Annotated in this window: 11 protein-coding genes and 1 pseudogene; 8 read left to right on the forward strand and 4 right to left on the reverse strand. The window is 67.7% G+C overall.

Going from position 1 to position 12,631, the window contains the following annotated elements; all coding sequences use genetic code 11:
• Positions 1 to 127 precede the first annotated feature (127 nt).
• From WBL05_RS07580 to WBL05_RS07600, 5 genes and pseudogenes are all read left to right on the forward strand, one after another.
• Positions 128 to 364, forward strand: a pseudogene (locus WBL05_RS07580) (integrase core domain-containing protein); the annotation flags it as partial.
• A gap of 287 nt (positions 365 to 651) precedes the next feature.
• Positions 652 to 2,013, forward strand: a complete 1,362-nt coding sequence (locus tag WBL05_RS07585; RefSeq protein ID WP_424224901.1) for a glycosyltransferase 87 family protein — start codon at positions 652 to 654, stop codon at positions 2,011 to 2,013.
• Between the two features lie 4 nt (positions 2,014 to 2,017).
• The gene (locus WBL05_RS07590) at positions 2,018 to 3,292 is read left to right on the forward strand and encodes a glycosyltransferase 87 family protein (protein ID WP_424224902.1); all 1,275 of its coding nucleotides are present in this window, start codon (positions 2,018 to 2,020) and stop codon (positions 3,290 to 3,292) included.
• 102 nt (positions 3,293 to 3,394) lie between these two features.
• A complete protein-coding gene (locus WBL05_RS07595; protein ID WP_424224903.1) occupies positions 3,395 to 7,237 on the forward strand; it encodes a multifunctional oxoglutarate decarboxylase/oxoglutarate dehydrogenase thiamine pyrophosphate-binding subunit/dihydrolipoyllysine-residue succinyltransferase subunit in 3,843 nt (1,280 codons plus the stop codon).
• Positions 7,238 to 7,401: 164 nt separating this feature from the next.
• Entirely contained in the window at positions 7,402 to 7,653 is a 252-nt protein-coding gene (locus WBL05_RS07600) for a WhiB family transcriptional regulator (protein WP_424224904.1), read from the forward strand.
• Positions 7,654 to 7,676: 23 nt separating this feature from the next.
• Here the strand turns inward: WBL05_RS07600 and WBL05_RS07605 are convergent, their stop codons facing one another.
• Positions 7,677 to 9,140, reverse strand: coding sequence for a sensor histidine kinase (locus WBL05_RS07605; RefSeq protein ID WP_424224906.1), 1,464 nt, complete (start codon positions 9,138 to 9,140; stop codon positions 7,677 to 7,679).
• Positions 9,141 to 9,286: 146 nt separating this feature from the next.
• Here WBL05_RS07605 and WBL05_RS07610 point away from each other — a divergent pair, with 146 nt between their 5' ends.
• Positions 9,287 to 9,361, forward strand: a complete 75-nt coding sequence (locus tag WBL05_RS07610) for a 50S ribosomal protein bL37 (protein WP_424224915.1) — start codon at positions 9,287 to 9,289, stop codon at positions 9,359 to 9,361.
• Between the two features lie 74 nt (positions 9,362 to 9,435).
• Here WBL05_RS07610 and WBL05_RS07615 read toward each other — a convergent pair whose 3' ends face one another.
• The 3 genes from WBL05_RS07615 to WBL05_RS07625 are packed head-to-tail and all read right to left on the reverse strand — an operon-like array spanning position 9,436 to position 11,167.
• Entirely contained in the window at positions 9,436 to 9,702 is a 267-nt protein-coding gene (locus WBL05_RS07615) for a zf-HC2 domain-containing protein (protein WP_424224908.1), read from the reverse strand.
• Positions 9,695 to 10,402, reverse strand: a complete 708-nt coding sequence (locus WBL05_RS07620; RefSeq protein WP_424224909.1) for a sigma-70 family RNA polymerase sigma factor — start codon at positions 10,400 to 10,402, stop codon at positions 9,695 to 9,697. The genes WBL05_RS07615 and WBL05_RS07620 overlap by 8 nt, the downstream gene beginning before the upstream one ends.
• 27 nt (positions 10,403 to 10,429) lie before the next feature.
• A complete protein-coding gene (locus tag WBL05_RS07625; protein WP_424224911.1) occupies positions 10,430 to 11,167 on the reverse strand; it encodes an SOS response-associated peptidase in 738 nt (245 codons plus the stop codon).
• Between the two features lie 92 nt (positions 11,168 to 11,259).
• On the opposite strand from WBL05_RS07625, the gene WBL05_RS07630 reads away from it, so the two are divergent.
• The gene (locus tag WBL05_RS07630) at positions 11,260 to 11,802 is read left to right on the forward strand and encodes a DoxX family membrane protein (protein ID WP_424224913.1); all 543 of its coding nucleotides are present in this window, start codon (positions 11,260 to 11,262) and stop codon (positions 11,800 to 11,802) included.
• Positions 11,803 to 11,819: 17 nt separating this feature from the next.
• The coding region (locus tag WBL05_RS07635; RefSeq protein ID WP_424224914.1) for a 3-phosphoshikimate 1-carboxyvinyltransferase at positions 11,820 to 12,631 on the forward strand (812 nt) is incomplete at its 3' end.

The raw sequence follows: 12,631 nt of genomic DNA on the forward strand, positions 1-12,631 counted from the left end.
CGCTCCGCCAGGCCGTCCAGACCCTCGCCGACACCGTCCGGCAGCACGACGCACAACTCCGCCGACTCACCCGCGACTGACCGCGTTACCCGGTCAAACCCAAACCCAGCGCCGATTAGCCGGATAAGCCTACGACAACGCCCTGATGGAGACCATCAACGGGCTCTACAAGGCCGAGTGTGTGCGCACCACGGTCTTCCACGAAGGGCCCTACAAGACCAGCGCCGACGTCGAGTACGCCACCGCCGGCTGGGTCGACTGGTACAACAGCCGGCGCCTGCACAGCACCCTGGGCAACGTGCCCCCAGTAGAGTACGAACAGCACTACTACGCGGCCCTCAACCGGGAGCCGCAACCCGTATAGCAGCGGCACGAAACCTGATGCGCTTCAGTCCACTGGTAACGGCGCCCTGAACCTGGCATGAGCAAGCGGTACTTCGTATCTGGGACAAGCACCCGCTCGTGGTAGGCCCGGCACAAGCGGCTGTGCTGCGCCGATCAGGGCCCAGACGGTGACCGGACGGCACCCGCTCCTCCGGTTTCCCATAAAGTGCCACTGCAAAGGCATCCCCAACCCCTCGCACCGAAAAGTCACGAAGGCATCAAGGACGCCACCTGAAGACCCACCCCCCGAGTCCTGACCTGAAGGGCATGATGACCGAGCCGGACAGCAGCAGATCAGCGGGGGCGACTCGTGTCGCACGGTCGCTGCCCAACCGGCTGGCCCGGGGCGCGGTCGTGCTGTTCCGCGACCTGGAACTCCACTCCCCCCGCACCCTGCTGTTGGTCTGGTCGGTCGGGCGGCTGGTGGTCTTCCTGGTCTGGGGTCTGGTGACTCCCGAGACCCAGGGGGACGTCGTCTACTACTACCGGCACATCGACTTCATGTTCGAGACCGGCCCTGAACAAACCATGCGCGAGTACCCGACCCCGGTGTTGTGGCTGCTCGCCGTTCCGTGGCTGCTCGGATTCGGCGCCCAGCAGGGCTACGTCATCGCCTTCGTGGGCCTGATGCTGCTGCTCGACATCGCGTTCTCGCTGAGCCTGTGGCGGGGCGGCGGCCGGCTGCGCGCTCACGCCGTCGTCTTCTGGACCATCTTCATCGTCTTTATCGGGCCCACCGTCTACCTGCGATTCGACCTGATCACCTCGGTCCTCGCCGGCTGGAGCCTCTTGCTGGTGGCACGCGGGGCCTGGGCCTGGTCCGGCGCTCTTGCCGGCATGGGGGCGGCGATCAAGCTCTGGCCGGCGTTGTTGTGGCCGGCGCTGTGCGGCGGCTCGAACCGACAGATGCTGCGGGCCAGCCTCGGTTTCTGGGGCACCGGTGGGATGCTTGCCCTGGTCTCGCTGCTCTGGGCAGGCTGGGACCGGCTGGTCTCGCCGCTGGGCTGGCAATCAGGACGCGGCCTGCAGGTCGAGTCGGTGTGGGCAAGCATCCCGATGCTCGGGCGGGCACTGAACCTGGGCGACTATGCGGTGACCATCTCGCGTTACCAGGCGTTCGAGATCTACGGCACGGGGGTGCCGTTCTGGACCGGCGCCGCGACGGTGGCCACCACCCTTGGGCTGCTCGCCGTGGTGGTCGCCTACGCGCTGTGGTGGATCCGCGGCAACGGCAACGCCAGCGAGGCGGCCGCCCTGATGCTGCTGGTCATCCTGGTGATGATCGTGACCAACAAGACGTTCAGCCCGCAGTACATGATCTGGCTCGGCGGGCCGCAGGCAGCCGGCTTCGCGCTGCTGGGCAACCGCTCCCCCGACACCATCGGCTACTCGATCGAGCGGCACCGATTGTGGATCATCTCGCTGGCGATCCTGGTCAGCACCGTGCTCACCGGCATCGTCTTTCCGATCGGCTACGATCCGTTGGTCCGCGACACGTGGCTGGCACGCTGGTTCCGGCTTCCGGTCACGTTGGTGCTGGTGGCCCGCAACGTGGTCATCACCGCGCTACTGGGCTACGTGGGCTGGTGGGTCGCCGGCTCTGTCAGGCCCCACCGGGTCAGGAAGTAGGCAGATGTTCCGCGTCATCGAGCCGGTCCTCGCCGTGGCCGCCTGGACGATCAGTCGCGCGCTGATGGCCTGGCAGTTCTACCAGCAGGAACAGCACATCTCGTTCGACCTTCGTTACTACTACTGGCAGCTGACCAACGCGGGCCTGGACGACGGCCTGGTCGAGTACCCGCCGCCCGTTGCCGTGCTCCTTGAGGTGGTGCGGCAGTTCTTCGGTGGCAGCGAGCCAACGTACGTGTGGGCGGTGGCGCTGCTGATGGCAGCCCTCGACGCCGCGGCAGCCGTCTGGCTGTGGCGCAGCCACAGCAGGCGATCTGCCATCTACTGGGCAACGTTCACCTTCCTAGTGGGCCCGCTCATCTGGTTTCGGATCGACCTGCTGCCGGCGGTGGCGGTGCTGGCCGCCTTGGTCTGGGTGACCAGGCGTCCGGTGGCTGCCGGGGCGGCGGTGGCGGTAGGTGCCGCGACGAAGTTGTGGCCCGCCCTGCTGATCGTCCCGATGATCGGACTGACCAGGGCGGCGATGCGCCGGACGATCGGCTTTCTGGTGGCCGGGGGAACCCTCGGGCTGGCGTCCCTGATCCTCTTCGGTTGGGACCGGTCAACCTCGGCGCTGACCTGGCAGTCCGACCGGGGACTGCAGATCGAGTCGATCGCCGCCACGATTCCGATGCTGCGGCACGCCTTCGGACCGCCCGGCCGCTACCACACCGAACTGTCGGTCCACAACGCGTGGGAGATCTACGGTCCGCAGGTGGAGTTCTGGCAGGCCACGACCGACGTGGCGCTGGTCATCGCCGTGCTGCTGACCCTGCTGCTGGGTTGGCTGATCGCGTTCGACGGGGCTGGTCTGCCGGGCCGGCGCCTGCCGTCCGCGGCCGAGGACGGGTCGCCGCTGTTGCGCACCCGGGCGATCGTGCTGGCCCAACTGGCGATCATCTGCACGGTGATCGTCGCCAATAAGACCTTCAGCCCGCAGTACGTGATCTGGCTCGCCGGGCCGTTGGCGGTGCTGATCAACGTCCCGGCACCGAAGCAGGAAAGATCAGTCAACCGGACGTTGGCCGTCCTGGGCCTGGCCGCCGCGTTACTGACCCACCTGGTCTTCCCGCTGAACTACTACGGGCTGATATCCGAGGCGCCGGCTGCCGGAGCCACCCTGCTGCTGGTCGGACGCAATCTGCTGATGCTGGCCTTCACCGGCGCCAGCATCGTCTGTGCCACCCGGTCGGCCCTCCTGGCAGGACGACCGGGCGCCTCCCGGCCCTTGAATTCGTAGACCCCGGTCGCACGAAGCGGACCCCGACCGGCTGTGGCGTCCGACTAGAGTTGGCGGCACATCCTTTCCGGAAGGGGCGAAGCGGCTTCGACCGCAGCGATTATGTCCAACTTTGATGATTTCGGCGCAAACAACTGGCTCATCGAAGAGATGCGTGAGCGTTACGAGCAGGACCCATCCTCGGTCGACCAGGTCTGGGCCGACTTCTTCTCCAATCAGGCGGGAGCAGCTCGCGACGTGGTCGAGGCCGAGAGCCCGGCCGGTGCCCAGCGGGTCTCCCAGCCCGCCGGCCAATCCGCACCGGCACCCCAACTGGCTCCCGATTCGGTAGGGCAGGCCCCGCCGGTGGCGACCCGACCCCGGCGCGTCCAGCCCGAACCGGACGCCGTCGAACCCGGGCGCGGCGAAGCCGAACAGCCGCGGGCCGCGCAGTCGGACCAGCCGACCCCGCCCGCGCCGGTCAAGACCGTCGAACCCAAGCAGACCCGAACCGAGACCCCGCACCAACCGGGCACTTCCGGCGGCCTGGGTCCCGAGGTGCCCAACCCGTTCGACCGCCCACAACTATCTGCCACCGAACCGCGCCGCATCATCCTGAAGGGCGCGCCGATGCGAACCGCGCGCAACATGGACGCGTCGCTGACCATGCCGACCGCCACGTCGGCACGGACCATCCCGATGAAACTGGTCATCGAGAACCGGGCGACGATCAACAACTTCCTGCGGCGCAGCCGCGGCGGCAAGGTCAGCTTCACCCACCTGATCGCTTACGCGATGGTGCAGGCCATCAAGGCCATCCCGGCCATGAACTGCAGCTACGACGAGACCGAGGACGGCAAGCCGGTCCTGGTGGAGAACATCGACGTCAACCTCGGCATCGCCATCGATCTGGTCAAGGGCGACCAGCGTCAACTGCTGGTACCGAACATCAAGGCCAGCGAAGACCTCAACTTCGCCCAGTTCTACGCCGCCTACGAGTCGCTGATCAAGAAGGCCCGCGACGGCAAGCTCGGCGTGGACGACTTCGCCGGCACCACGGTTTCGATCACCAATCCGGGCGGGCTGGGCACCACGATGTCGGTGCCCCGGCTGATGCCGGGCCAGGGCACCATCCTCGGGGTGGGGTCCATCTCCTACGCCCCCGACTTCGAGGGCACCGCACAGACCAACCTCACCGAGATGGGCGTCAGCAAGGTGACCACGCTCACCTCCACCTATGACCACCGGGTCATCCAGGGCGCGCAGAGCGGCGAGTTCCTGCGCGAGATCCACCGGTTGCTGCAGGGGGCGGACAACTTCTACGAGCAGATCTTCGAGGCGTTGCGGATCCCCTACCCGCCGGTCAAGTGGGCGCCCGACATCCCGATCACCCGGTTTCACCAGCTCGGCAAGCAGGCCCGGGTGGCTCGGCTGGTGCAGGGCTACCGGTACTTCGGTCACCTGCAGGCCGACACCGACCCGCTCGAGTACAAGATGCGCAACCACCCCGAACTCGAGCTGGAGACGCACGGGCTGACCCTGTGGGACCTCGACCGCGAGTTCCCGGTCGGGCGGTTCGCCGGGCAGAACGAGGGGTTCATGACCCTGCGCAGGATCATCGACATCCTGCGCGACTCCTACGCCCACACCCTCGGCATCGAGTACATGCACATCCACGATCCGGAGCAGCGCAAGTGGTTCCAGGAACGAGTGGAGCAGCCGCACTCCCCCCGGCCGCGGGAAGGCCACCTGCGAATCCTCGACCAACTCTCCGAGGCGGAGGTCTTCGAGACCTTCCTGCAGACCAAGTACGTCGGGCAGACCCGATTCAGCCTCGAGGGCTCGGAATCGATGATCGTGATCCTGGCCGAGCTGTGCGAGCGGGCCGCCGACGACACCGTCGAGGAGGTTTGCATCGGCATGCCGCACCGCGGCCGGCTGAACGTGCTGGCCAACATCGTGGGCAAGCTTTACTCGCAGATCTTCCGCGAGTTCGACCACCGCGCCGAGGGAGACGACGTGATCTCCGGCGACGTGAAATACCACCTGGGTTCCGACGGCGAGTACGTCGCAGCAAGCGGACGGACCGTGCGCGCCTCGGTAGCAGCCAACCCGTCCCATCTCGAAGCCGTCGACCCGGTGGTGGAGGGCATCGCCCGGGCCAAGAACGACCGGCTGCCTGGTGAGGGCTTCGCGGTCATGCCGGTGCTGCTGCACGGCGACGCGTCCTTCGCCGGCCAGGGTGTCATCTACGAGACTTTGCAGATGAGCCAACTGCGCGCCTACCAGAACGGCGGCACCATCCATCTGGTGGTGAACAACCAGATCGGCTTCACCACCGGCCCAACCGATGCCCGCAGCTCGGTGTACGCCACCGATGTGGCCAAGACGGTGCAGGCGCCCATCCTGCACGTCAACGGCGACGACCCGGACGCCTGCGCCCGGGCCGCCGAGCTGGCGTTCGACTTCCGGCAGCGGTTCCACAAGGACGTCGTCATCGACATGCTCTGCTACCGGCGACGCGGCCACAACGAGGGCGACGAGCCGAGCTTCACGCAGCCGCTCACCTACGCGCTGATCGAGAAGAAGAGGCCGGTGCGCAAGCTGTACACCGAGCAATTGATCGGCCGTGGCGACATCTCCATCGAGGACGCCGAGACCGCGGTCAACAAGTTCCGTGACCGCCTTGAACAGGTCTTCGCTGACGTCCGCAACCCGGACGTGCCGATGGAGGCCGAGGAGTACCGGCTGGTGCCGGAGTACCCCACCAAGCCCAACATGCGCATCGGCACCGCCACCACATCAGCCGAGATGGCCAAGGTGGCGGCGGCTTACAGCAACCTGCCGGAGGGGTTCAACGTCCACCCCAAGGTGGCGCCCCAACTGACCCGCCGGGCCAGGTCCATCCTGGAAGGACCAATCGACTGGGCCACCGCAGAACTGCTTGCCTTCGGCACCTTGGTGATGGAAGGACACCCGGTCAGGTTGGCCGGCCAGGACAGCCGGCGAGGCACCTTCAGCCAGCGGTTCGGGGCCATCGTCGACCGGGTGACCAACGAGTCCTACGTGCCGCTCAAGCACGTCGCGGCTGACCAGGCGCCGTTCGACATCTACGACTCGTTCCTCAGCGAGTACGCGGCGATGGGCTTCGAGTACGGCTACTCGGTCGCAGCCCCCGAAGCCCTGGTCTGTTGGGAGGCGCAGTACGGCGACTTCTCCAACGGTGCACAGGTGATCATCGACGAGTTCATCGCATCCGGGTTCGCGAAGTGGACGCAGAAGTCAGGCGTGGTGCTGCTGCTCCCGCACGGTTACGAAGGCGCCGGGCCCGACCACTCCAGCTCCCGCATCGAGCGATTCCTGCAGATGTGCGTCGGCGACAACCTGGCGGTCTGCCAGCCGTCCACACCGGCGAGCTACTTCCACCTGCTGCGGCAGCACGTGCAGGTCAACTGGCACCGCCCGGTGATCATCGCCACCCCGAAGTCGATGCTGCGTAACAAGATGGCGGTGTCGATGCCGGCCGACTTCACCAGCGGCAAGTGGGAGCCTGTCCTGGGTGACCCGTCCATCGCCGACCCCAGCACGGTCCGCCGCATCCTGCTCTGCTCGGGCAAGGTCCGCTGGGAACTGGTCCGGGAGCGGGAGGAGCTGGGTCTGGACCAACAGGTCGCGATCATCGCGTTGGAGCGGCTGTTCCCGCATGCCAACATGCAGTTGGCCGCCGAGCTGGCGATGTACCCGCACGTCTCTGACCTGCGTTGGGTGCAGGAGGAACCGGAGAACCAGGGTCCGTGGGAGTTCCTGAAGCTACACTTCGTGCCGCTGATGAGCCAGACACTGGGACGCGAGTTCGTGCTGCGTGGCTTCACCCGGCCGCCGGGCGCCGCGGCGTCCACCGGTTCGCCGCGCGTCCACGCGGCCGAGGAGGAGGAACTGCTGACGGCCGCCCTGCGCGACGACTGAATGGTGGCTGCCCTGAAGCGGCTGGGCGTGATGATCGATGAACTGCCCGCCGGAGCGATCAGGGAACTATCGGCAACTTCGGCCCCAGACTCTTCCGCTGGAACGATGACCATGGCAAGGTTGTCCCGGCAGATGAAATGTTGGTAAAGAAGGAGCCGTAATCCATGGACTGGCGCCATCGCGCAGCGTGTCTGACCGAAGATCCCGAGCTTTTCTTCCCGGTCGGCACCACGGGTCCTGCGCTGGCGCAGGTGGAAGAGGCCAAGAAGGTATGTCGACGCTGTGAGGTACGGGAGGAATGCCTGCGCTGGGCCCTTGAGAACGGGCAGGACCATGGCGTCTGGGGTGGCATGTCGGAGGATGAGCGCCGGGCGATGAAGCGGCGCGCCTCCCGGGCGAGGCTGCGCACCGGCTAGTCCGGCACCTCCGACCCGACGCGCTAGTCGGGGTGCGACCACACGATGTGCACCCTGGCGGTCGCCCCGTCCCCATCGTTGTTGTCGGTCAGGGCGAATTCGCCCCCAAGGTCGGTGATCAGCGTGCTGACGATCGAAAGACCGAGGCTGCTGCGTTCGGGCAGGTCGAACCCCTCCGGCAGGCCGGCCCCATCATCAATCACCTCCAGGACGAGCTCGGTGTTGCTGCGCTCGGCGCGCACCAGCACCTCACCGTTGTGGGTCCGGAGCCCGTGCTCGATGGCGTTCTGGCACAGCTCGGTGAGCACCATCGCCAACGAGGTTGCGATGGTGCCGGGTACCGGGCCGAAGCTGCCCTCCCGGCGGGCATCGACCTGACCTGCCGCCGACGCGACGTCCCCGGCCATCAGCAGGATCCGGTCGGCGATGTCGTCGAACTCAACGCATTCGTTGAAGCCCTGCGACAGGATCTCGTGCACCGCTGCGATCGACTGCACCCGCCGCATCGCGTCCCGCAGGGCGTCGCGTCCCTCGGGCGAACTCATCCGCCTCGACTGCAGCCGCAGCAACGCCGCCACGGTCTGCAGGTTGTTCTTGACCCGGTGGTGGATCTCGCGGATGGTGGCGTCCTTGGTGACCAGTTGGCGCTCCCGCTCCCGCAACGCGGTCACGTCCCGGCACAGCGCCACCGTGGCCACCCAGCCGCACTCGGTCACCATCGGCAGCACCCGCATCCGGACGCTGGCCTGTGGCACCTCGACGGTCACCTCCCAGGCGGCCCGCCGGGGTTCGTGCGCCTCGGCTGCGCTCAGTTCTCGGGTGAACTCCTCGGCCAGTTCCGGGGCGAGCCGGCGAACGTCGTCGCCGACCAGATCGCCGACGAACCCCAGCCGGCGCAGGCAGCTCACCGCGTTCGGGCTGGCGTAGGTGACGGTGCCGTCGGTGTCGATCCACAGCAGGCCGTCCCCGACCCGCGGGCTGGTGGTGGGGTCGCTGGGCGGGTCCATCGGGAACTCCCCGCCCAGCAGCATCTGACCCAACGTGTTGGCGACGGCCAGGTAGGTGTCCTCCAGCGCCCCGGGCGCCCGGACGCCCATCCGGTTGGTGTGCCGCTCGACGATGCCGATCACCTGCCCGTGGCGGACGATCGGGATCGCCACCACCTCCACCGGAATCCCGTCCGCGCGGTTCTGGCTGGCCGCGGTGATCTGCCGGCTGAGCCAGGCGGCGGTGACCAGCGACTCGGGGTCGTAGCTGATGTCGGATCCCACCACCTCGTCCACCAGCGCGGTGGGCCCGGTGGTGGGCCTGATCTGCGCGCCGGCCCAGAAGACGTTCTCGTCGTCGCCATCGGGCAGCCACAGCACCAGGTCGGAGAAGCTGGTGTCGGCCAGCAGGTGCCACTCCCGAACCAGCCCTTGCAACCAGGCACGATCCTCGGCGTCGAGGTGGGTGTGCTCGCTCAACACCTGGGACAGCCGCAGCATGCATTCACTCTAGTCGCCGCGCCCGGCGTCGGTCTCGCAGGCTCGAAGCGGTCGGTTGGTTTGGGATGTGCCGACCGCATTTGGCAGTATTGGCAATCGCGCATTCGCGCGGTGTCAATCCCAACGGGGAGATCAGGAGGTCCGAGATGGGCAAGGGTGGACGCAAGCGGCGCGCTCGGCGCAAGAACCCCGCAAACCACGGCAAGCGGCCCAACGCCTGAGTGCCGGTACCAGCCTCATCGACCCTGTCAGCGATCAGCTGCGGGGTCGATGTCGTCTGTGGGCCCGAATGCGCTCAGTGTGACTGCCAGCGAACCGACAGCTTCGAAACCCGGACGCGCAGCGTGGGCGGGGCGACCGTCGGGCCGTAGCACCGCTTGAGCAGCGCGCTGATGAACTCCTCGGCATCAAAGTTGTCCATGCACTTCTCGCAGGCCATCAGGTGCTGACGGATCTGGTCGGCGGTGTCCTCGGGGAGCTCACCGTGCAGGAAGGCGTGGACGCTTCGCATTGCGAGGTTGCAGCGGTCCTCGTCGCCCATCGGCTCTGGATGCTCAATCATCTTCGTTGTCGGTCTCCCGGCCAATCCCCCGCTGGCGGGCGTAGTCACCGAGCTTCTCGCGGAGCTGCTTGCGGCCGCGGTTCAACCGGGACATCACGGTGCCGATCGGGGTATCCATGATCTCTGCGATCTCCTTGTAGGAGAATCCCTCGACGTCGGCGAGCAGCACGGCCTGCCGGAAGTCGGGCGACAGCGAGTCGAGAGCGTCGGTGACGGCGCTGTCGGGAATCTTCTCCAGGGCCTGGCGTTCGGCGGACGGCAGCCCACCCGAGGTGTGCGAGGCAGCCCGGGCCAACTGCCAGTCCTCGACGTCGGCCGAGCCGCTGATCTTCGGCTGGCGCTGGGCCTTGCGGTAGGTGTTGATGTAAGTGTTGGTGAGGATGCGGTAGAGCCACGCCTTGAGGTTGGTGCCCGGAGTGAACTGCTCAAACGAGCTGAAGGCCTTGGCGTAGGTTTCCTGCACGACGTCCTCCGCGTCGGCGGGGTTGCGGGTCATGCGCAGGGCTGCTCCGTAGAGCTGGTCAAGGTAGCCCATGGCGTCCCGCTCGAACCTCTCCGCGCGTTCGGCGTCGGTTTCGGTGGCGCGCACATCGGAACTCGGAATCGTCATCGCATGCCACATTACCGAATCCCGGGACACTGGCGCGTACCCCCCTCTGGGGGGATCGGCCGTAGTTCGATCCAGGATGGCTGTCTGCATGAACCGTAAACGCCGGATGGGTCGGCACTATTCCCCGAGGCTGATCGGCGCCACCAGCTCCGGCCCGTCGTTGCGCACCTGATTCACCTTCGTCGACACCGGACGCACCAGCATCTCCCCCGGCTCCGGGACGTGCACCAGCGCCTTGACCGCCGCCGGATCGGTCAGCTTCGGATCAAGCCAGGCGTCCCAGTTCTCACCGGCCACCTGCACCGGCATCCGGTCGTGGACCAGCCCCAGCTCGTCGATCGCCTCGGTGGTGATGATCGAGCAGCTGACCAGCCACTGGCCGTCGCGGGGGTCGCGCCAGTACTCGTAGATGCCGGCCATCACCATCAGGCCGTGGTCCGGGTGGATGAAGTAGGGCTGCTTGTAGCTGCGACCCGACCGGTTGGCGTCCCGCCACTCGTAGTAGCCGTCGGCGGGCAGCAGGCAACGCCGGGCGGCGAACGCCTTGCGGAAGGCGGGCCTGGTGTCCACCGTCTCCAGCCGCGCGTTGATCATCCTCGCGGCACCGTCCGGCGACTTCGACCAGCTCGGCACCAGCCCCCACCGCAGCCCGGTCAACAGCCGGGCGTCGCCGGCTTCCCGCGATCGCTCCAGGACGGCCGGCACCATGTCGGTGGGTGCGATGTTCCACCGTGGACGCGACCACTCGGCCAGGCCTTCCGGCCCGATCGCCGGGGTGCTGTCCGGCACCTCGTCGGCCTCGAAGATCTCGATCAACCGGTCCGGGTGGGTGGATGCGGCGTAGCGACCACACATGGGTACAACTTATCCCGCCGGGGGTAACCCGCCAGTAGTCAATTCGCTGTAACTCCCCCGCCGGGCAGACCCGAACGGGTAGGAATGGACACATGTCATTGCTGCGATTCGCCGGTCGTGTCCTCTTCTCCTCCTACTACGTGGCGGACGGTTACCAGTTGCTCACCAAGCCCGACCAGAATGCCGACGACTTCGCCCCGGCTGTTGACCGGGTGGTGCCCACGGTGCAGTCCTTCCTGCCACCCGACACCGCCGATCGAGTGCCTGAAGACGCCCGCACCTGGGCGCGGTTGATGGGCATCGTCCAGATCGTCGGGGGCGTCGCCTACGCCACCGGCTGGGCTCGTCGGCCCGGCGCCGCCCTGCTCGCGCTGGCCTCCCTGCCGCGGTTGTTCGCCGCGTCCCAATCGGACGACCGCCCGGGCCTGCTCGGCCAGTTGGCACTGTTCGGGGCGGCCGTGACCGCGACCCAGGACACCGCCGGGCGTCCCGGGCTCGCCTGGCGCGCCAAGCAGTCGAAGAAGGTCGCCGGCAAGACCGCCCAGAAGGCGTCCGGCGTGGTCAGCCAGGCCCAGAAGGCCGCCAGGAAGAAGGCCCGGAAGGTCCGTCATCAGGTGAAGGGCGCCACGAGCTGAAAACCTGGCCCGCACCTGTGGCCAGCCGGCCGGTTGACGCGCTGTGCCCGCTGCCGGGATCGAAGTCGGAGTCGAACCGCGCGCTGCTGCTGGCGGCGCTGGCGGACGGCCCCACCGAGTTGAGCGGGCTGCTGGATGCCCGGGACACCCGGTTGATGGTGGCTGCACTGAAGCAGCTGGGCGTGGTGATCGATGAACTGCCCGCCGGTCGGGAGGGGTCTCCAACCGTCCGGGTGGCACCCCCGCGGAGGTTCACAGCGGTGCCCGGCGGGATCGACTGCGGCCTTGCCGGCACCGTGATGAGGTTCGTGCCCCCGGTGGCCGCCCTGGCGCCGGGCCGAACCCGGTTCTTCGGCGACCCCCGGGCCAGCGAACGTCCGATGGCTCCGTTGCTGGACGGCCTGCACCAACTCGGCGTGGCCAGTGATGCCGACGCGCTGCCGTTCAACCGGGCCGCGCCGAGCGCACTCGGCGGCCCCCAGGTGGCCATCGACTCCGGCGCATCCAGCCAGTTCATCAGTGCGCTCCTGCTGCCGGCAGCCCGCTACCCGCACGGCATCGACCTGCGGCACGTCGGGACCGCGGTGCCGTCGCTGCCCCACATCGAGATGACGGTGGCGATGCTGCGCGACCGGGGCGTCCGGGTTGACGTGCACGACGACCGGCGGTGGGTGGTGCAGCCCGGCCCGATCCAGGCCCATGACCAGTGGATAGAACCCGACCTCACCAATGCCGCGGTCTTCCTGGCCGCCGGGGTGCTCAGCGGCGGCCAGGTGGCGGTGCCCGGCTGGCTCGAGTCGACCACCCAACCGGGCGACCTGATCCGGGC

It is taken from the genome of Brooklawnia sp., from assembly GCF_049651565.1.
In the GTDB taxonomy this organism is placed as follows: Bacteria; Actinomycetota; Actinomycetes; order Propionibacteriales; family Propionibacteriaceae; genus Brooklawnia.